Annotated in this window: 20 protein-coding genes; 5 read left to right on the top strand and 15 right to left on the bottom strand. The window is 36.3% G+C overall.

Annotated features, from left to right (window positions below; genetic code table 11):
- Positions 1 to 5 precede the first annotated feature (5 nt).
- From FFM62_RS00335 to FFM62_RS00320, 5 genes are all read left to right on the top strand, one after another.
- Positions 6 to 923: a DNA adenine methylase gene (locus FFM62_RS00335; protein WP_115470363.1), complete on the top strand. Its 918-nt coding sequence runs from the start codon at positions 6 to 8 to the stop codon at positions 921 to 923.
- 110 nt (positions 924 to 1033) lie between these two features.
- Positions 1034 to 2191, top strand: coding sequence for a site-specific integrase (locus tag FFM62_RS00330; protein ID WP_115470362.1), 1158 nt, complete (start codon positions 1034 to 1036; stop codon positions 2189 to 2191).
- Positions 2192 to 3656: 1465 nt separating this feature from the next.
- Complete coding sequence (locus tag FFM62_RS10055) at positions 3657 to 3806, top strand: hypothetical protein (protein WP_170178052.1); 150 nt, start codon at positions 3657 to 3659, stop codon at positions 3804 to 3806.
- A 113-nt stretch (positions 3807 to 3919) separates the two neighbouring features.
- Positions 3920 to 4357, top strand: coding sequence for an SHOCT domain-containing protein (locus tag FFM62_RS00325; protein ID WP_115470361.1), 438 nt, complete (start codon positions 3920 to 3922; stop codon positions 4355 to 4357).
- Positions 4358 to 4431: 74 nt separating this feature from the next.
- Complete coding sequence (locus FFM62_RS00320; protein ID WP_075269684.1) at positions 4432 to 4812, top strand: YjgN family protein; 381 nt, start codon at positions 4432 to 4434, stop codon at positions 4810 to 4812.
- A gap of 20 nt (positions 4813 to 4832) precedes the next feature.
- Here the strand turns inward: FFM62_RS00320 and FFM62_RS00315 are convergent, their stop codons facing one another.
- The 15 genes from FFM62_RS00315 to FFM62_RS00255 form a co-directional block, all read right to left on the bottom strand.
- Positions 4833 to 5087 carry a hypothetical protein gene (locus FFM62_RS00315; protein WP_075269685.1) on the bottom strand — a complete coding sequence of 85 codons (255 nt, stop codon included), beginning with the start codon at positions 5085 to 5087 and terminating at the stop codon, positions 4833 to 4835.
- Between the two features lie 224 nt (positions 5088 to 5311).
- The gene (locus FFM62_RS10360; RefSeq protein ID WP_257787089.1) at positions 5312 to 5446 is read right to left on the bottom strand and encodes a hypothetical protein; all 135 of its coding nucleotides are present in this window, start codon (positions 5444 to 5446) and stop codon (positions 5312 to 5314) included.
- Positions 5447 to 5468: 22 nt separating this feature from the next.
- Positions 5469 to 5600 carry a hypothetical protein gene (locus FFM62_RS10355; RefSeq protein ID WP_261789493.1) on the bottom strand — a complete coding sequence of 44 codons (132 nt, stop codon included), beginning with the start codon at positions 5598 to 5600 and terminating at the stop codon, positions 5469 to 5471.
- A gap of 388 nt (positions 5601 to 5988) precedes the next feature.
- Positions 5989 to 6630: a nicotinamide riboside transporter PnuC gene (gene pnuC / locus FFM62_RS00310; protein WP_240005890.1), complete on the bottom strand. Its 642-nt coding sequence runs from the start codon at positions 6628 to 6630 to the stop codon at positions 5989 to 5991.
- A 192-nt stretch (positions 6631 to 6822) separates the two neighbouring features.
- A complete protein-coding gene (locus tag FFM62_RS00305; protein ID WP_075269687.1) occupies positions 6823 to 7788 on the bottom strand; it encodes a beta-galactosidase small subunit in 966 nt (321 codons plus the stop codon).
- Positions 7769 to 9658, bottom strand: a complete 1890-nt coding sequence (locus FFM62_RS00300) for a glycoside hydrolase family 2 TIM barrel-domain containing protein (protein WP_115470359.1) — start codon at positions 9656 to 9658, stop codon at positions 7769 to 7771. The genes FFM62_RS00305 and FFM62_RS00300 overlap by 20 nt, the downstream gene beginning before the upstream one ends.
- A 171-nt stretch (positions 9659 to 9829) precedes the next feature.
- A complete protein-coding gene (gene polA / locus FFM62_RS00295; protein ID WP_115470358.1) occupies positions 9830 to 12529 on the bottom strand; it encodes a DNA polymerase I in 2700 nt (899 codons plus the stop codon).
- Positions 12530 to 12654: 125 nt separating this feature from the next.
- Positions 12655 to 13374 (bottom strand): Bax inhibitor-1/YccA family protein, encoded by a 720-nt coding sequence (locus FFM62_RS00290; protein ID WP_115470357.1) that lies wholly within the window; start codon positions 13372 to 13374, stop codon positions 12655 to 12657.
- A 113-nt stretch (positions 13375 to 13487) separates the two neighbouring features.
- On the bottom strand, positions 13488 to 14828 hold the full coding sequence (gene murC / locus FFM62_RS00285; protein WP_115470356.1) for a UDP-N-acetylmuramate--L-alanine ligase: 1341 nt from the start codon (positions 14826 to 14828) through the stop codon (positions 13488 to 13490).
- Positions 14829 to 14934: 106 nt separating this feature from the next.
- Positions 14935 to 15291 carry a hypothetical protein gene (locus FFM62_RS00280; RefSeq protein WP_115470355.1) on the bottom strand — a complete coding sequence of 119 codons (357 nt, stop codon included), beginning with the start codon at positions 15289 to 15291 and terminating at the stop codon, positions 14935 to 14937.
- A 15-nt stretch (positions 15292 to 15306) separates the two neighbouring features.
- Positions 15307 to 15948, bottom strand: coding sequence for a YtpR family tRNA-binding protein (gene ytpR, locus FFM62_RS00275; protein WP_115470354.1), 642 nt, complete (start codon positions 15946 to 15948; stop codon positions 15307 to 15309).
- A gap of 40 nt (positions 15949 to 15988) precedes the next feature.
- Positions 15989 to 17062: a glutamyl aminopeptidase gene (gene pepA, locus FFM62_RS00270; RefSeq protein WP_115470353.1), complete on the bottom strand. Its 1074-nt coding sequence runs from the start codon at positions 17060 to 17062 to the stop codon at positions 15989 to 15991.
- Between the two features lie 28 nt (positions 17063 to 17090).
- On the bottom strand, positions 17091 to 17726 hold the full coding sequence (udk, locus tag FFM62_RS00265; RefSeq protein ID WP_115470352.1) for a uridine kinase: 636 nt from the start codon (positions 17724 to 17726) through the stop codon (positions 17091 to 17093).
- A gap of 32 nt (positions 17727 to 17758) precedes the next feature.
- Entirely contained in the window at positions 17759 to 19135 is a 1377-nt protein-coding gene (locus tag FFM62_RS00260) for a sensor histidine kinase (RefSeq protein WP_115470351.1), read from the bottom strand.
- Entirely contained in the window at positions 19132 to 19863 is a 732-nt protein-coding gene (locus tag FFM62_RS00255; protein WP_115470350.1) for a response regulator transcription factor, read from the bottom strand. Before FFM62_RS00255 ends, FFM62_RS00260 begins: the two co-directional genes overlap by 4 nt.
- Positions 19864 to 20095: the final 232 nt, after the last annotated feature.

Raw genomic sequence — 20095 nt, 5'->3', positions numbered from 1 at the left:
ACCTTATGGCACAAACAAGAACAAGTACTCCCCTGCGTTATCCAGGCGGCAAGTCGCAATTATATCACTTTGTAGTTAGTACTTTAGAAAAGAACAATATTGATGGTACTTATATTGAACCATTCGCTGGTGGAGCCGGAATTGCATTTGAACTTCTATTAAATAATAATGTGAGCCGTATCGTTATTAATGACTTAGACCCAAGCATTCATGCTGTTTGGTTTAATATATTAAATCATTCAGAAAAACTAATCAATTTAATAAAAGATGTTCCTTTTGATTACACTACTCCTGGTAAATGTTCTAGTAGTCAACTTATTGAATTTTGGGATGATATAAAGTCAGAGCATATACTAGTTTCAGGAAAATCAAGGTCTTTGAGAAATGCATTTACCACATTAATGCTAAATAGAATGAATAGAAGCGGAATAATAAGTGGTGGCCCTATCGGTGGTAGAAAACAAACTGGTAAATATCAATTAGATGCACGATTTAACAAAAAAACGCTTATCAAAAAAATAAAAGCTATTGCTGAACGAGCTTCTGATATTGACTTATATAATTTAGATGCTAATGAACTGATTGATGTCATTAAACAAAATAAAGTGTACAAACCCGATAATACCTTTATATTCTTTGATCCACCCTATTTTGTGCAAGGTAAAAATTTATACTTATCTTTCATCGAAGAGAAGCAACATAGTCTGCTAGCAGAAAATATTTTATCCATGAATGATTATTTTTGGATTACTACTTACGATTATGTTGAACAAATTAGTGATTTATATCAAGAAGCCAGCCAACGTTATGCGTATAATTTATATTACACTGCCAATAAGCGTGGTAAGTTTCATGAATACTTGTTTGCAAGTGAAAAAACAAAATTACAATTTACTGAACAGATGAATGTTTCACAAATATAAAAAACGCACATCCCCTGTCGACAAACAACTGGATGTGCGTGTAGTAAAAATACAAGCCACAATTAAGCAGCCTATGGCATTAATTGTACCAGTTTAGAAAGGTGCAAACAATGAAACCGCAAAAGTATAAATTGAAGAATGGCGAAGAGCGCTGGCAGTTTCAAATATTTATTGGTCGTGATAGCATCACTGGTAAGCAAATTGTTAAAAAACGAAAAGGATTTAAAACTTCAGTGGAAGCAACAATTGCTTATGCAAAAATGTTAGAGGATCGTGAAAATGGTGCATTCAGTTCTGATGCCCTATCTGCTGAAAATATAACTATCACATCTCTATATGAAAAATGGCATCAGGAATACGCCCCTTCTGTTGAGGCATCTACTTTATCAAAAACAGAGTCATATTATTTAAACCATATATTGCCCGATATTGGCTCACATAAGGTGCATGAAATAACTCCTGGGGAATTACAGACACAACTGAATAAGTGGGCCACAGAGGCAAAATCTGGCGTTGTTTGGGGCCGATATCTGAAACGGCTGTTCCAATACGCACAGTTACATGAAATTACCTTTAGAAATCCATTTGATGTGGTTACTCGCCCACGACAAATAAACACTACTAGAGAACGTAAATTTGAAAACTTCTTAAATTCAAATCAACTTGAACGTTTTCTTGATTACTGGTCAAAACAATCTATCAATCAATATGCATACTTTCGCCTATTAGCATACACTGGATTAAGAAGAGGAGAAATTTTAGCTCTTACATGGCATGATATCGATTTTAATAAGCGCTCGTTGACCGTTAATAAATCCGTGGGCTTAGATTACAGAAATCATGAAACTAATATGTATTTAAAGCAGGTAAAAACTGGTTCTGGAAACAGAACGCTATCCTTAGATCCTAAAACATTAGAAATCATGAACGCTTATAAAGCTGTTGCACCTAATAATTCAAATAATATTATCTGGCCAGGTAAACATATCTATATGGATTTTAATGTTCCAGAACGTTGGTTACAGAAAATGCGCAAGGACTTACCAGAAGAAGATAATGATTTAACCCATGTATCATTGCATGGTCTACGTCATACTCACGCTACCCTTCTTTTTGAACAAGCAGCTCGCCATGGAAAAGCTGCACCTATTAAGGCAGTTCAAAAAAGATTGGGCCATGCGGATGTTGCTATGACTTTACAAATCTATACCCATGTCACGAGTGATCAAGATGATATGATAAGTGAAATTTTGTCCGATGGTTTTTAATTATTAAGTTACTACCCAATTAAAATAGATATAAAAGGGCTAACTTTAGAGGCTAACTTTTTGCTTATTTCCCATAAATAAAGCTAAATATTAAAAATACAAAAAAGCAAGGAAATGCGATTATATCAACACTTTCCTTGCTTTTTATTAAATTATCTAATACACCCTAGGCACTTCTGGTAGCTCTGGCATATCTCTTGTAAACCCCTTTTTGTCAACACTTTTAATTTTTATCTTAACAAAAATCTTAACAAATGATTTTTATATTTATTTTAATTAAGTTTAACCTTATTTTTTAACTCTAACTATTATTATACTATCTTATCTGAAACATGAAAAAAAGCCTACTAGGTTATGCAGTTTAACATAACCTAGTAGGCTTAATTTTTCTACCATCATCATCTTTCAGGATTGCTTAAATAAACGTGCCTGTGCGGCTTGCTTATCGTACAAATCAAGGTCAACATCACCACGACCAATTGATATCTGTTGCGTATTTATCATGTTGTCAAAAATCTAAATAACTGCCAATATTCGTATTGTTACCATTACAACAATTTGTATTTTGTCACTTCATCTGCTACGTGCTTTTTTAAATCATCATAACTAATGATTAAACTACACATAAATTTATTGAAATCCATCGTATCAGATTGAATATAAAATGGTAAATCTTCCCAACTTTTTTCGGGGCAGCCATATATTTCTTGATGTGTATTATAATCACCAGGAAAAGCGAACCGCCTACAAAAACAGCTAGAAAAATAGTCGTTGTAATAATTACTTTTCTCATCAACGTTTTCCAATATTATATTTATGTGTAGCTGACAAATGTGCGCTTTATGTGAACTTATAGCAAACTTTTCAGAGTCTATATTGTCGGTAAATCGTATATATCCGCAAAACCTAAAAATGCTTCATTCCAGTACTAGACCCTCAGCTATTTTCTGATTGACTAGTGGTATGATTTTGACTTGTATTTCATACCTACGTTTGTTGGCAATCATTCGATCTACCTTTATACTGTGTAGCATGATCCAATTACCACATAATTTTTAACGTATCCACCTGTCATTTCTAATTTTTATGGACCTGATACTCCTAAATGATTCATTACGATGATACTACTTCTCCTGCATTATCTTTTATGGCAATTACATTATATATAACCAGCTTGGTAAAATTCTAATAGACTTGTTTAAAACCAGCGTTCGCAATTATCAATAGTTATTAGCTGCCTTGTTGTTTTAATATATCTAATCGTTAATCATCGATAAGTTGAGGAATTTATTATTGATAGTCTAATCAAAAAAAGTAATTGGATACGAATGTATCACAGTATCTCTAATGACTTGCCGGTCTATATCCAAGCAAATGTATTCTAATTATTGACGAAATTTTTGAATGGTTAACAAAAACAACTATACTGATGGTATACATATTTTTATGTATAGAAAGGAATAGTATGCAAAAAAAATTAAGAAGTTCTTCAGACAAGTTAGATAAGAATAAAACAAATACAATCACAACAAAAGAAACGCGCCTACAAACTGTAGATAATGGAAAATCAAATAATAATTATCATGCAAGATTTTCTGATATTAAAAAAATCTGAAAATATTATGGAAAAGTTCACATAGAACCAAACGCTTTATTTGTATAACGATAATTTCACTTATACTATTGATAGCTATTATAATTTATAATGTCTATGCAAATATTTATGATATGAACTATAATAACCTTACCATTTATAATAGTGTACTTCTGAATCATGTGAACTCGATAGCATTCGTAGCCCCTTTATTTATTTTCATTGAATTAGCAGTTTTTGAAGTACATTATTTAATAGATTATATAGACAAAAAAGAAAACTCAAAAAACTTAACAAAAATATTAGTAGTAGTAACCAATTTACTTCTAGCCTTTTATTTCTCAATAGAACTAATGGCACAACCATGGAAAATTATAGAACCAATTATAACTGTGTGCACAGCAATATTTATCCCGTATATTGCTTGGTTACTCAAAAAATATGGATCTGAAAAAAATAAAAAAAATCCGTCTCCCGCAGATGAACTATTAAAATATAAAGAACTTCTCGATAAAGGAGCAATAACTCAAAAAGAGTTTGATAATCAAAAAGCTAACTTATTACCAAAATAAAAAGTTAACCGACCGATTATATAACATCAACGCGCAGGAAGGAATCACGTTAAAAGCTATCTAGGAGTAATGAAATGGGACCAGAAAGAAAGTTCGGTCGAGCATCATTTTTTGATGGCGGATTATTACCTCTAATCGGCTGGACAATTTTAGGGTTTTTAGTCACAATTTTTTCGGTTGGTATTTTATACCCTTGGTCATTAGTTATGGTCTACGGCTGGAAAATAAATCATACTGTTATTGATGGTCATCGGATGCAATTCAGTGGTTCAGCTGTTGGACTATTTGGTAATTGGATTAAGTGGCTATTTCTAATGATCATCACAGTGGGCATTTATAGTTTTTGGGTCGGTATAAAGCTAAGAATACCAGTTTTATTAACTAACACACTATTACTAAATAAGATTAAATTAACCCCCGTAAACTTTGCATACACGCTAGCTTACGGGGGTTAATTTAATTTCATTGTTAAATATTACTTCTCACGTACTACTCGTAAGAAAGCAAAATATTCATAGGCAGCTAACATAACAAATAGTAGCAAACCAATGTAAATAGATGCGTATACTGAAACAACAGAAACGATGGTCAAACCAATAGCTGATGTTGTCACAATAAGTGAAACCTTTTGCCATTTCGTTAATTTATCAGTGTCACCTTGAAAAGAAACAGCAGACATCACTGCGCCTACAACGATCATGACTCCAAAAAACACATGTAATCCAATCATATTAAAATACCTCCTCATTTTTAACAACTACTAGTATACGATAGAATCGCTGTTAATGATATGAAAAATAGTATTTAAAGTATATTTATCTAAAAATGCTAAACTAAAATAAAAGAAAACACCTTAAATTCATTTTAAAGTGTCTCCTGATTTCACTATTACTCTTTATAAACCGACAAGCAGTAGGATAATAATACCTACAATTATCAATCAATTATTCCTAGCTAATTATCATAAATCTTATCTTGTAATTGGTCACCAGCACGGTCTACTTTCTTTAATATAAAAATAGTTGTCAGAGCAGCAATGCTACCTGCTATAAAAACAGTTGATAATATAACTTTCAAAATTTTTCCCATTATATTCTCCTAAATGTCAAGATTATTTATTGTGCTTGCGTTGTGAATGTCTTTTAAACTTGCCATACAGATTTGAAATGAATTGAAATACAGTAATTGCTAGCATGATCTTTTCCAAAAGGCTTGATTTTGATTTTTCTTCACTTTTTTTCATAGATATACCCCCCACTATATTATTTAATAAGCTCATCATCTGCTTATAGGTACATTGTAACATGGTTTGTATGAAACTACCTGACGATAGCATTACCTATTAATTATTTATCGAAACTAATAACTATTATCATCATAACTCAAATCAACTCTTTGTTATTTAGTATTGAAAACTAGAAGTCCTGATGTTAATATTATGGGTGTAATAGAGTCCCAATTCTAATTACGTAAACGTCTACCCACAGCCAAGGAGTAGGCGTTTTTTGTAAAAAAATATACCTATCTCCACCAGTAAGGCGAAGATAGGTACACTTGTAGTAAAAATATAGGCAGCATCTCACTACCTACAATGATTAATTATAATATGCAAAAGTTAAAGCTGCCTAAAATTAATTAGTCTTAGGCTTACTCCAAATCGACCAGAAACGGCCATACAATGCTGTTGCTAGATAGAAGGACATTGTCAACAACATTGGTAATGAGCTGGCTGAATAGCCTGCAAATAGGGCTGTGACCCAAAGCAAAATGTTTACCGCATCAGATAATAACCAAAGCGTATATGAGTCACCATATCCAACGAACACATATAGCGAGGCTGTGCCACCAATAATTAAGACAAGCGCATCCCAAACTGGATTAGTATCGCCTAATTGTGTATAAATCCAAAAGACTGGCCACCATAGCAATAACATACATATAATCGTTAACACCCATCCTCGCAAACGCAAGAATTTGACACCATCAACAATACGATGTCCCCATGATTTCCATGTGATAATCAAAGGAATATCAATTAACAAGATGAACACGAATTGGTCAAGAACAGATGCATAATGTCCGGCTTGCCAATTAATGTAAATATAGCCTAGTGCACTAATTAATCCTAATAAACCATTAATTGGTTTACCAATCATCATATAAACAGTGCAAGCTGAGCCGATTAAAGTCGCTAATAGCGTAATAGCAGATAGTAGTGTGATTGGGCTACTCAAAAATAATGCTAACTGCACACCAAAAATAAATGCCAGCATGACACTACCAGCCGTATTAATTGATGTAATTTCTCTATAAAGCCATTTAAAATATGCCAATCTTTTATACCTCTTTCTTTTTTGAACACAAGGATATATTCTATCAGAATTTTGGTATAATTGTTAGAAATTTCAAGAAATTAAAAACTTCATGCCAAATTTAATCAGCATGAAGTTTATTAACTTTATTTATTATTTTGTTGGTTGAATTGTAAAATCAAATGTGTGATCAGTTTCTGCTGAGATATGATATGGCGGTTGTACATCTGTTCCCCAGCTATCAATACCACCAACTCCACGTACCTCACCATATACGGTAACAACTGTTCTTCTTGGAACTGGTAGTTCTTCGATATGCGTGGCATTTTCTATGTCAATCGCCGTATATGGCAATGCAGAGAATGCAAAAGGTTCGTTTAACTGCTTAAAGGTCAATAGTCCCGCCTCTGTCGACGTATCAGCATTATTCAGGCTAGTTGAACGACTAACCGTTAAACTTGAGGTTTGCATATGCATCCCCATTTCTTGAGGCACGATGTAAGGCGTTAATGGTAAGCCTGATACCTCATAAGTACCAATTTGACCACCAGTCATCCGGTCGGGATACGTCTCACCAGATAATCCTGAATAGCTATAACCATCCGCAACTGTTGGCATCACAAAACGTAATCCTAATGTCGGCAGCTCCGGTAAGCCGGCTTTTCCAGTATAATCAACTTGGATATTGAGTTGTCCATTGGCAACAATTGTGTAAATAACCTTAACTGTCGTTTCTGGCGTTGTCGCTGTTAAAAACGTATAGGTCAATGAAACTGAATCAGCATGTTCATTGGCTGAAAAACGATTGTTTTCTGGTGCAATTGGCAATCCAAGTTCTTCACCATCAACGGCCACTGTTACTGAAGTAGCTTCAGTAAACATATCTGCACCAAACCAGGCTGCTGATTTGGTTGAAAAATGACTACCGCGATCATTATCAGTCGTTGCTCGCCAGAAAGTTAATTTGGGTACACGATATAACCATTCTTTACCGTTAACATTTAATGATTCAAGACCACCCTTTTCATAACTGAATAAATAATGGAAATTTTCGCCTTGTACACCTAGGGATCCGTCACCATATACAATTTGTAACTGATTAGTTATCGTAGCGTCCATAATAATAGCTTACCTCCTGTATTGCTGGCTTAGGTTGGCGATTGGCAAAGACAATCCCATCCCCTGAAAATTCATAGTCTGAATGGCGCTCATCAAAGTCACCACCATAACGAAGCACCTGCTTACCAGTTACTTCATCGGTTACATACAAAGCTTGGTCAATGTAATCCCAAATAAAGCCACCCAAATAGGTATCAAATTCATCATATAGTTGGACATATTCGTCAAAGCCACCCACTGAATTTCCCATACTATGCATGTATTCACAGTTTAGGTATGGCTTTTTCGGATTATTTGATAAATAGTCTTTAATATCCGCAGGTGATGCATACATACGACTTTCAACATCTGACATACGGTCCTCGTCGACACGATTTTGGAAGATACCTTCATAATGTGTCAAACGTGAATCATCAACAGACTTAAAGTATTGATCCATGGCAACAGTATTATCACCAGTATATGATTCATTTCCTAATGACCAGAACAAAATAGATGGATGATTCTTAAATTGTTCAAAGTTTGACTTTGCACGGTCCAAAACAACATCTAACCACTCTGGTATTGAACCAGGGATATTATAAGATGGTTCAACTGCACCCATTTTTTGCCAACTACCATGGGATTCTAAATTAGTTTCAGCCATCATATAAATACCGGCCTCGTCACACATACCATACCAAGGAATTTGGTTAGGATAATGTGATGTGCGTACAGCATTGATATTGTTTTCTTTAAATATTTCAATATCAGTTTCCATCTCATCAAGCGTAACGTTACGGCCACCGACAGGACTCCATTCATGACGATTAACACCATTTAGGTGCAAAGGCACCCCATTGATCGTCACACGATTATCATCGTCTTTAACCAAACGACGGAAACCAAAATTGTATGGTACCACCGCAATAATTTGCTTATCTGAATCAAAAATAGTAATCGTTAATTCATATAAATCAGGTTGTCGGTGCGACCAAAGTGCAATATCATCAAAAGCTTCACTAAGCTGAATGTGTTGCTCTGCTGTTACTGTTCGATCGAGTACTGTTTCCCCGCGTGGATTGTTAACAGTAATTTGGGCAGTCGTATCAGTTAAATCACCCGCTAATGTTAAACCAATCGATAAGTCTCCTGAATGTAAGTCAGCAGCCACAACCGGCTTAAGATGGACATCGACCACGTTAACTTGTGGGATAGCAATTAAATTAACACTACGGAAAATACCTGAAAAGCGGAACATATCCTGATCTTCAATAAAAGCAGCTGTACTATACTTAAATACCTCAACTGCCAATTTATTTTCACCAGCTACTAAGTAAGGTGTTAAATCAAACTCTGCACGTGAGAAACTATCTTCAGAATAACCAATAAACTGACCATTTAACCAAATGTACATGGCTTCTTCGACACCATCGAATTGAATATGCACATCATGCCCATTAAAGTTTTCTGGCAGGTTGAACGTTTTGACATATTGACCAACCGTATTATCACTGGCATCACTAAAAATACCTGGGTATGTCTTATCGGTACCTAATGCATAAGGTGGTCGACGATAAATTTTTCCTTCCCACGGATACAAGGTATTAATATATTGAATTTGACCAAAGTTTTGAAGCTCAATATGACCTGGCACTTGAATATCATCAAAATTTTCAGTATTAAAATTTATATCTTCAAAATTAAGTAATCGTTCGGCAGGTGTTTTTGCAAAATGGATCCGCCACGTTCCATCCAAACTACTAATCAAACTTGATTCACCTTGCGTTATTTCAGCTGCTGAGTGATAGACTGTGTGATCACTATGCGCAGGCAATTTACCTATTCTAAACACAGTTGGATCATCTAACCATTCTAACTTTGCTGTCATAGTATCCCCCTAAAATAAATACAACGTTGTTGGAAACGTTTTCAATTATTATTGTAACTTAAATTAAGTGCATTGTCTGTTAATTTTCCTAAATTGTATCATAAGACATTATCAATAAAAAAAGATGCTACTCACTTGAAAAGCAAATGAATAACATCTATAAATCTTAAATTATTTAGCATCATACCATGAAGCACCAACATGAGAAGAAACTAATAGAGGAACATCTAATGTTACGGCACTGTCCATAACATTTCGTACAAGCTCTTCTAGGTCGGCCATTTCACTTTCAGGTGCTTCAAAAATCAATTCATCATGAACCTGTAATAGCATATGAGCTTGTAGCCCTGCTTTTGCAATCGCTTCCTGAACTTTGATCATTGCAATCTTAATAATGTCAGCGGCTGAACCTTGAATTGGCGAATTCATCGCTGTGCGTTCTGCAAATGACCGGGCATTAAATCTTTTTGCCTTGATATCGGGTAGATAACGACGGCGATGAGCAATTGTTTCGACGTAGCCCTTTTCACGAGCAGAAGCAATAATATCATCTGACCACTTTTTAACATCTGGGTATTGGTCAAAATAGGTTTCAATGATGGCTTTGGCTTCTTTACGTGATACACCAATATTTTTTGAAAGCCCAAAATCAGAAATACCATACACGATTCCAAAATTAACGGCTTTTGCTTGGCGACGAATATTACCTTCCACTGGTTCGTCGTCCTTAATACCAAAGATACGACGTGCCGTCGCTGCGTGGATATCTTCGCCATTTATAAATGCAGCTTGTAGGTTTTTATCACCCGTAATATGGGCCAAAACGCGCAATTCGATTTGTGAATAATCAGCACTAAGAATTTGCCAATCAGCTTGACTTGGAACAAACGCTTTACGAATCTGGCGTCCTTCTTCAATGCGTACCGGAATATTTTGCAAATTAGGGTCCACTGAAGACAAACGACCAGTCTGAGTTAAGGTTTGCAAGTATCGGGTATGAACCTTCGAATCAGATCCATGAATCACGCGCAACAGTCCTTCAACATAAGTTGATTGAATTTTTGCCACTTGTCGATAAGCCAAAATAGAAGCAACGATTGGTACATCGCCCATTTTTTCTAGCACTTCAACACTCGTCGAATAGCCAGTTTTTGTTTTCTTAATGGGAGTATATTTCATTTCTTCAAACAAAACGACGCCAAGCTGCTTAGGTGATTGCACATTAAACTCATGACCAGCTTGTTGATAAATTTTCTGTTCAAGTTCACTCAACCGCTCAGTTAGCTTACTGCGCATTTGTAATAGTTGTTCTGAATCAACGGTGATACCGGTTGACTCCATATCTGCTAATATTTTGGTTAATGGTAACTCGATTTCTTCATACAACTTAGTTTGCTCATGCTTTGACAACCGTTCTAATAACGGTTCCCGCAATAAGTTAATCGCCATGGCTTTGCGACCAAGGTGTTCAAATAAGTCTGCGTCAGCTTCGGGGATGGCAAATTTTGCACCCTTACCATAAACCTCTTCATCAGTCATGACCGCATAATAATCATTATCATGGGCCAATGCCCCTAGGTCATTGTTATTGTCGTTCGTATCTAATAAGTACGAAACAAGTAATAAGTCAAAATTGACACCTTGCAAGGCAACATCTAGTCGTTTTAAACTGACATATAATTCTTTTGCATTAAAAACATTTTTCAGAATCGTCTGGTCTTCAAGAATTTTTTTAACTGGTGAATTTTGCGTTAGTAGTTCCATATCACGACTAGCAAAATAACCATTCTCTTGATTTCCAATAACAAAGCCAACTGGATTGGCTGTATGATAATTTTCATCATCTAATTCAAGGTAAAAGCTCACTGTACCTTGCAATTGAGAAACATGGGTTAAGCTAGCCGGTGTAATTGCGGATACTGCTAAGTCTGTATTATTCAAATCGAATTCTACATCTTCATTATGTCCGCTAGTTGGCACCGTGTAACCTTGATTGGCAAGCTTAACTAATTGTGCTTTGAAGTCCAAATGTTGATAAAACGGAATAATATTTTCGTAGTCCGGACCCTTATACTTTAAATCGGATAATGAAATTGTCACTGGTGCATCCGTTAAAATCTCAGCCAAGTCACGTGACAGCAAAGCATCCTGCTTACCATTAATCAGTTTTTCTTTTTGCTTAGATGCCTTCATGTCATCAATTTGCTCGTACATTTCAGAAATTGAATGATACTTTTTAATAAGCTTTAAGGCCGTTTTAGGACCAATACCTGCAATTCCAGGGTAGTTATCACTGGTATCTCCCTGCAGTCCTTTAATGTCAACGATTTGCTTTGGCTCTAAGCCGTCATAAAGCTCCGCAATCATTGCTGGTGTATAGTGATCAATTTCTGAAATTCCCTTCTTGGTCACCCAAACAGTTATATCATCAGATACTAATTGTGTCAGATCGCGATCACCAGTAACAATAGTCACTGAATAACCATCTGCTTCACCAAGACGGGCCATCGTGCCAATAATATCATCGGCTTCATAACCAGATAATTCGTATGATTTGATACCATGCAGCGAAACCATTTGTCGTAATGGTTCGAATTGTTCGACCAATTCTTGTGGTGTGTTATCACGGTTCCCCTTGTAGTTATCAAATTTTCCTGTACGGAAAGTGGTTTTGCCTGCATCCCATGCTACTAGCGCTAAATCAGGATTAAAAGGTTCAATAATACCATCTAGCAGATTATTAAATCCAACTAGCGCGTTTGTGTGTAGACCTTCGTGGTTAACAAAACGATCGACTTGGTTAATCAACGCATAAAACGCACGAAAAGCCAAAGAATTACCATCAATTAAAAGTAAAGTTGGTTTTGCCATATTTATCTCGTTTCTGGGTACAAGACCCCTTTTTATCTATTAATAGTTTATCAGAGTTCAAATAGGGATAACAACCTCAACAAAAAAGCATTATCTCGTTATAACGAGATAATGCTATCAAATGATTAATCACGTGAACCAAAAGCCGTAAATAATTGAAGAATGTAAATGAACATATTAATGAAGTCCATATACAAGTTTAAAGCACCTGATACGGCGATTCCTTGGGTGAGTTGTGCATTCGTCTCACCATGTTTATAGTACATTGCCTTTAAGCGATTCATATCGTAAGCTGTCATAACAGCGAAGACAAGCACTCCTAAAATTGATAGGAAGAAGTATACAACACTGTTAAAGAAGAATAGATTAATAATTCCTCCAATAATCAAAGCAATCAATGAGCCAAATAAAATTGATGACAATGAAGCTAGTGACTTTTTAGTGAAGTATCCATATGCTGCCATACCTGCAAATAGAAAAGCTGTCGTTAAGAATGCTAATGCAATCATTCCTTTACCTGCAGTAAGGCCAATCACCGTAAATGTAAATCCATTAAGGACTGCAAATCCCATTAACATCCCAAAAGCTTGGGCCGGATTTTTGTACACCCGACTTGAAAATAACCAAACAAATCCCATCATGATACCAAAAATAATCAATGATGAAATTGGGCTACTAAAAATTCGAGTAATTGGGCCAGCGAAGAATGTTGTACCCAAATATGCTGTTGTTGCTGTTACCAGCAGTGCCAATGCCATGTATGAATAAACTTTTTTGAAAAAGTTATTTAAACCACTGGCATCCGGATTGACGATCCGTGGTTCTTGATTTTGAAAATTATCCATTTGTACCTCCTACGTTGTCAATGGTGACAAGGGTTCGGTGAACCGTCCCACTGACCTTAGTATAACAGAAAGTTTATCCAAAAAATTAACTTTTAGCAAAAAAATTAACTTTTTTACTGCAAATTCGCTTGTGTGTTCGCTAATAGCGTTTCAAAAGCAAATTCAGTCATTTGTAAATCACCAGCACCCATAAAGATGAACACACCTTCTTCATCTTCCAAAAGAGGTGCCACATCACTTGGTGAAACAATTCCCTCAAACTTAGAAATCTTCTTACCTAAGTCAGCAGAACAAATTTCACCAGCTTGTTCACGAGCAGAAGCGAAAATTTCTGTTAAGAAAACGTTATCTGCTAAGTCCAATGCTTTTGCAAAATCATCTTGATAGGCAATCGTACGTGAAAACGTATGTGGTTGGAAAACGGCAATTAGTTTACGATCTGGATATTTTTGACGGGCCGCGTCAATCGTTGCAGTGATTTCTGATGGATGATGTGCATAATCATCAATGATTGTCACTGGCCCGATATGTTTTTCCGTGAAGCGTCTTTTCACCCCTTGAAACGTTAACAATTCTTCTTGAATCAAAGATGTTTCTATCTCTTCAAAGTATGACACGGCAACAACAGCCAATGTATTCAAGACACCGTGTTGACCAAACAAAGGCACTTTAAAATTACCTAGGAATTTTTCATGATAGTAAGCATCAAAACTTGATCCTTTGGTTGAACGCTTAATATTAGTTGCATAGAAATCATCAGTCTCAGGATTAGTACCATAATAATAAACCGGTACAGAGACATTGATCTTGCGCAGCTGTTCATCATCACCCCAAGCAAAAATACCCTTTTTAACATTATTACCAAAGTCCTCAAAGGCGCTCCGCACGTCGTCGATACCCGTGTAATAATCTGGATGATCAAAATCGATGTTCGTCATAATTGCATAATCGGGTGTGTAGTCTTCAAAGTGGCGACGATATTCATCAGCTTCGAAAATAAAGAAACGTGCGTTAGGCACACCTTTACCAGTGCCGTCACCAATTAAGTATGATGTTGGCGCAATCCCTGATAGCACATGTGAAAGCAAACCGGTCGTAGAAGTCTTCCCGTGCGCACCAGCAACCCCAATTGAGGTGTACTTTGTAATTAATTGTTCGACCATATCAGGATAAGTCAAGATTGTTAATTCATCCGCCATTGCCAAAGCCGCAGCTACTTCAACGTGATCATTTTCAAAGGAATTACCACGAATAACCGTCATGCCTGGCTTAATATTTGCGGCATCGAATGAATAAATGTCGATTTCTGCTTCCTCAAGTGGCTTTTGAGTAAAAGTATATTCATCAATATCTGATCCGGCGACTTGATAGCCTTGATCATGTAAGATTAATGCTAATGCACTCATTCCTGAGCCTTTGATACCAATAAAGTAATAATTAGGATTTTTGTCCATATCTCTCATCCATTCCAACGTAAATATTATTCGTTAAATTTTATTAAATCTATCTTATCAGAAAAAAACATCTGCCGACATAGTTTCAGCAAATGTTTTCAAAGAGTTAGTGTTCCTTAAAGTAACCATTGTCATCTCGAGCAGCTGAACTTTCCTCTTCCGAAAGAATATCGTCCAAGCTAAGTCCTAATCCAGTTTTTATAGATTTAGGCTTGTTTACCTTCGATACTTTATCGACAACCTTTTTGGCCTTTGTTGTGGTACTTTTCTTTGTGTTCTTTGATGATTGCTGAGGCTTTAAAGTCTCAACAGTCACATGTTGTTTTGTTGCCTTTTTAGGAAATTCCCCATCATCTGTTGCCAAGAAAATATACTCTGTCTTGGCAGCTAACAATTCTGCAACCTGTTGATCATAGGTATGCATAAGATTTTCATAAAAAACAATTGGTCGCTGCAAAGCCATTCAATCACCACCTTTTTATTCAAATAGTGATTGAGCAGCGGCAGAGTTGACATCAAATGGTGTACCAACTGGTGCAAAGTCATCTGGCAAAATCAACGCACCTGGTACTTGTGGCGCATTTGGTAGATGTAGTTCACGTCCGGAAGAAATCATACCATTAGATGCAACGCCACGTAGCTCACCTGGCCAAATAATAAGTCCTGATGGCATCATTGCCCCAACCTTGGCAACCACGACCTTGATACCTTGCTGCATGTTAGGTGAACCTGAAACAATTTGAACACGTTGATCATTATCAATCACGGTTGTTGTCACTTGAAGGTGATCTGAATCCGGATGTGGTTCTGCCGTTTCAACATATCCCACAACAAACTTTGGTTCTTCATCAACAACCAGTTTTTCTGAGAAACCTGCTTTCTCAATTAGTTTATTTAATTCTGCAACTTGTTCTTTAGACAAGAACACTTGGCCAGAAACATTCGCTAAATCTAACGTTTCACTAATATTGATAAAATTGTATCCAATTAATTCATTATTATCGGTTATAAACTGAATCACATTTCCCTGGTGGTTAATATGAAAATTTTCTGTTTGATTATTAGTTAATACGATTAGGTTATCGCCCATTCCTGCCGGATTATAGCTGGCAATTAGCATACTGTCAGTGCTCCTTTTAATTAATTTATTTTTTTAATATTTAGTCGCCATAAATAATATCATTTACAGTTGTGGCGTCTAATTTTTGTGCTAGTGTCTCTACCAATGCCTGAGCAGCTTCAAAATCAGCCACTGACCAGACTGTTTGGTGAGTATGTATATAACGCGATGCGACACCTAGTGCAACAGATGGAATACCTTGATTCTGTGACTGTGCCCCATGAGCATCAGTACCACCCTTAGCAACAAAGTATTGTAGCGGAATACCTGCATCATGTGCTGTATCTAATACAAATTCTTTTAGTCGTAATGGCATAATAACACCGGGATCAAAGACCCGTAGTAATGCCCCTTGATCCATTTGTCCTTGGCCTTCAGCTGAACGGGTATCATCTGCTGTTGATGAGTCTAAAGCAAAGAAGATATCAGGCTTTAGTTGATTAACAGCAGGTCCAACACCTCTAAGCCCAACTTCTTCTTGCGTATTAGCACCCATAATCAGCGTATTTGGTAATGTTTTATTTTTCAGGTTTTCCAAAGCGTTTAAAATCGTGACTAACCCAAACCGGTTATCCCAACTTTTTGAGACCACACGCTTACCATTGGCCAACATTTTTGTTGTTACATCAGGCACGATAAAATCACCTGGGTGTATATCATAAGCTGCGACCTCATCAGCAGATGTAAAACCACCATCAAACAAAATGTCTTGAATCTGTGGTGTCCCATTCACATTTCCTTGACGTAACAAATGAGGAGCAACTGAAGACGAAACAACTGGATAGGCATTATCACGTGTAAAAAGAGTAAAACGCTCGGCTGATACCGTATATGGATTCCAGCCACCTACTGGAGCAACAACTAACATACCGCGCGACGTAATCTGAGTCACGACAAACCCAACTTCATCCATATGGGCACCAAACATGATCCGTGGCGCTGTAGCATCTTGGCTATAGCGAATACCATACAATCCACCCAAACCATTTTGAACGACTTCATCAACCAATGGTGACAAATCTTGTCTAAATGCTTGTCTAACGAAATGTTCTTGACCAGAGGTCCCTTGTAATTCCGTGTATTTTACAATACGATTCCAAATTCGTTCTTCCAATATTTTCACGCTTTCTTTAGGAATTTATTTATGCCTTGTTTCGACTTAAAATAGCTCGAATTTGAGCTTCTAACATCCCGATACCAACCGCATTTGCGCCACCTTCTGGCAAAATAATATCAGCATAACGCTTGGTAGGTTCCACAAATTGATGGTACATCGGTTTAACTGTTTCCATATATTGATTAACTACAGAATCAACAGTCCGGCCACGTTCAACAATATCACGCTGCATGCGTCGTATAAAGCGTAAATCGTCATCAGTATCAACATAAACCTTAATATCTAGCAAATCACGCAATTTTTGCTCTGTAAATAATAGGACACCTTCCAAAATAATCACATCAGCTGGCTCAACCGTGATTGTTTCGCTTGAACGAGTGTGATTTGTATAATCATAGGTCGGTTGCTCAATTGTCTCGCGATTTAATAGTTGCTTTAATTGTGAAATCAATAGTTCATTATCCAATGAATCGGGATGGTCATAATTGCTCATACGGCGTTCAGCCATACTTTTTTCATTTTGATCTTGATAGTATGCATCCTGCGGCACCATCACAACTGACTCACCAGCCAAACGTTTAATAATATCTTGGCTAACCGTTGTTTTACCGGATCCAGATCCTCCCGTAACACCGATTACCATAGGGCGTGATGTAGACATGCTAAACCTCTTTCTTTTTTATTAAATAATTTTTATTGTAATGGTAGTGTAACTGTAATTGTTGTCCCAACACCAACTTGACTGGTTAATTCAATTTTACCTTGAGCTTGTTCAACTAGATCATTCACAATTGCCAAACCTAGGCCAGTTCCTGGAATTGATTTTGTACGCGACTTATCAACGCGATAAAACCGTTCAAAAATACGGTTCTGCTCATCACTTGGAATACCCAGTCCAGTATCCTTAATGGCAAATGCTAATTCACTCGCAGTAACCATCGCTGAAACTTTAACTGCCCCATCCTGACGATTATATTTCATAGCGTTCCCAATTAAGTTTGTCAAAATTTGCTCAAAATTACTCTTGTTTTGATGAACGACCAGTGTGTCATTAACCTCATTTTTTAGGGTTAAATTCAGGTTATCCTTCAAATCAGATTTCGCTTTAAAAATTTTTTCAACCATCTCAGACATGTTAAATTGCTGTAGTGAACTTGCTCTTTCAGGCACTTTTGCCAATGTCAAAATATCATCGGTCAAGTCCAACAAACGTTTTGTCTCAGATTGAATAATTTCCAAAAATTGTTGACGATCTGCTGGGTCTTCTTGTGCACCATTTAATAATGTTTCCGTGAAACCTGCAATTGACGTCAAAGGTGTGCGCAACTCATGAGAAGCATTGGCAACAAATGCTGTTTGCATATCCTTCATTTGAATAACTTCTGTCATATCGTACATTAAAACGAGTAACTCAAAATGACGTTCACGTGTTTCATAATAAACGACAGAAACATCCACTGTTTTATCATCTATTTTGACTAACTCACGTAATTTCTTTTTTTGTTTAAGCGCTTGCTCAAATAGCTCCATCAGACGATGGTACTTAATGACATTATCGTAGTGTTGACCATTTAAATTTTGCTGTGCATCAAGCAATTGACTTGCTTGATCATTTGCTTGAATTATTTTACGTTCAGTAGTAATTTGTAACACACCTAAAGGCATATTATCCATCAATGTTTCCATCGTACTGCTCTGTTCTTGCATGATTTTAATGCGTCTACTATTCAAATGTTGGACATTATTGATGGCAGCCGCCAATGGTGCTAGTGTATCGTCTGGATGCATTAACACATGAGCTGTATGCGTATGCGTTGTTTCTAAATCTTGTAACTTTTCAATAAATAATGTGAGGTGTGCATCACGTCGTTGTTTCTGTATTTCTAAAGCTAACGTTGTTGCACCAGCTAAAATCATTGAAAGCAAAATCAAAACGTGCCATTTCAAAGTCACGTTCTGATCCCCTGTTAGAGAAGTTAGCCATAATATTAGCCAAATAATGGCTGCATAGAGAAACCAGAAAAGAACAAATCGCTTTGCTGATTGGATTAATTCATCAATATTCATCATTCACCCCCTGAATCTTGTTCATTACGTGAACTGTCGAAACGGTATCCAAAGCCACGCACTGTTTTTAAATAAACTGGATGTTTCGGGTCTAACTCGATTTTATCCCGCAAATGCGATAAGTGCATATCGACCATCCGTGTATCCGGTCCCGAGAATTCATAGCCCCAAACGCCGTCTAAAATCGTTTCACGACTGAGAACGCGACCTTCACGTTCAGCCATATATGCCAATAACTCATACTCTTTTGGTGTTAATTTAACGATTTCATCGTCAAACTGCACAACCATTTTATTAAAATCAATCGTTAAGCGACCATATGATTGATTATGTTTCACACTCTCTTCTTTTGGCGCTTGTGTTTTTTGACTAAAGCGTCGTAATACCGCGTGAACACGCGCAATAACTTCCCTTGGACTAAAGGGTTTTGTCACGTAATCATCAGCACCAATCTCTAAACCAACAACCTTATCAATTTCATCATCTAAGGCTGTTAGCATAATAATTGGAATTTGATTTTTTTCAGCACGTAATTCACGAGTGACATCAACACCACTTTTTTCAGGCAACATAATATCTAATAAAACAATATCAATTTTTTGTTCGTGAAGAATGTCGAGTGCTTGCTGACCATCTTCGGCTAAAATCACATCAAAGCCAGATTTTTTTAAGTTATATGTTAGTAGAGTTTGTAATGATGGTTCGTCATCAACGACCAAAACTTTTGTCATAACTGAAAACTCCTATTTATATATATTAACTACAAGTTTACCACGAAAAATAGGTAAATTGCTTACCTATGTTAAGGATTAATCACTACTTTTAAATAACTGAATGTTCATTAATTTATGGGTGTTCTCTGCTTGTGTCGCTTACTAATAAATTTAATAACAATCATCCCCACAATCAGTAATGTACCTAATAAGAAAAGCGTCCACTCTCCCATGATAGCAACCCCATAAA

The sequence above is a fragment of the Weissella thailandensis genome (assembly GCF_005405465.1).
In the GTDB taxonomy this organism is placed as follows: domain Bacteria; phylum Bacillota; class Bacilli; order Lactobacillales; family Lactobacillaceae; genus Weissella; species Weissella thailandensis.
The sequence above is the reverse complement of the archived record's forward strand: the minus strand, read 5'-3'. Positions and strand labels throughout refer to the sequence as shown.

What these genes read in the sequence shown, in the direction of transcription:
- FFM62_RS00280 (WP_115470355.1), bottom strand. Translation starts at nt 15,291, where the DNA reads ATGGCTTTGCAGCGACCAATTGTTTTTTATGAAAATCTTATGCATACC.
- pnuC (WP_240005890.1), bottom strand. Translation starts at nt 6,630, where the DNA reads ATGCTGGCATTTATTTTTGGTGTGCAGTTAGCATTATTTTTGAGTAGC.
- FFM62_RS00335 (WP_115470363.1), top strand. Translation starts at nt 6, where the DNA reads ATGGCACAAACAAGAACAAGTACTCCCCTGCGTTATCCAGGCGGCAAG.
- murC (WP_115470356.1), bottom strand. Translation starts at nt 14,828, where the DNA reads ATGGACAAAAATCCTAATTATTACTTTATTGGTATCAAAGGCTCAGGA.
- FFM62_RS00260 (WP_115470351.1), bottom strand. Translation starts at nt 19,135, where the DNA reads ATGATGAATATTGATGAATTAATCCAATCAGCAAAGCGATTTGTTCTT.
- polA (WP_115470358.1), bottom strand. Translation starts at nt 12,529, where the DNA reads ATGGCAAAACCAACTTTACTTTTAATTGATGGTAATTCTTTGGCTTTT.
- FFM62_RS00290 (WP_115470357.1), bottom strand. Translation starts at nt 13,374, where the DNA reads ATGGATAATTTTCAAAATCAAGAACCACGGATCGTCAATCCGGATGCC.
- ytpR (WP_115470354.1), bottom strand. Translation starts at nt 15,948, where the DNA reads ATGCTAATTGCCAGCTATAATCCGGCAGGAATGGGCGATAACCTAATC.
- FFM62_RS00330 (WP_115470362.1), top strand. Translation starts at nt 1,034, where the DNA reads ATGAAACCGCAAAAGTATAAATTGAAGAATGGCGAAGAGCGCTGGCAG.
- udk (WP_115470352.1), bottom strand. Translation starts at nt 17,726, where the DNA reads ATGTCTACATCACGCCCTATGGTAATCGGTGTTACGGGAGGATCTGGA.
- FFM62_RS00300 (WP_115470359.1), bottom strand. Translation starts at nt 9,658, where the DNA reads ATGACAGCAAAGTTAGAATGGTTAGATGATCCAACTGTGTTTAGAATA.
- FFM62_RS00305 (WP_075269687.1), bottom strand. Translation starts at nt 7,788, where the DNA reads ATGGACGCTACGATAACTAATCAGTTACAAATTGTATATGGTGACGGA.
- FFM62_RS00320 (WP_075269684.1), top strand. Translation starts at nt 4,432, where the DNA reads ATGGGACCAGAAAGAAAGTTCGGTCGAGCATCATTTTTTGATGGCGGA.
- FFM62_RS00255 (WP_115470350.1), bottom strand. Translation starts at nt 19,863, where the DNA reads ATGACAAAAGTTTTGGTCGTTGATGACGAACCATCATTACAAACTCTA.
- FFM62_RS00315 (WP_075269685.1), bottom strand. Translation starts at nt 5,087, where the DNA reads ATGATTGGATTACATGTGTTTTTTGGAGTCATGATCGTTGTAGGCGCA.
- FFM62_RS10055 (WP_170178052.1), top strand. Translation starts at nt 3,657, where the DNA reads ATGCAAAAAAAATTAAGAAGTTCTTCAGACAAGTTAGATAAGAATAAA.
- FFM62_RS00325 (WP_115470361.1), top strand. Translation starts at nt 3,920, where the DNA reads ATGAACTATAATAACCTTACCATTTATAATAGTGTACTTCTGAATCAT.
- FFM62_RS10360 (WP_257787089.1), bottom strand. Translation starts at nt 5,446, where the DNA reads ATGGGAAAAATTTTGAAAGTTATATTATCAACTGTTTTTATAGCAGGT.
- FFM62_RS10355 (WP_261789493.1), bottom strand. Translation starts at nt 5,600, where the DNA reads ATGAAAAAAAGTGAAGAAAAATCAAAATCAAGCCTTTTGGAAAAGATC.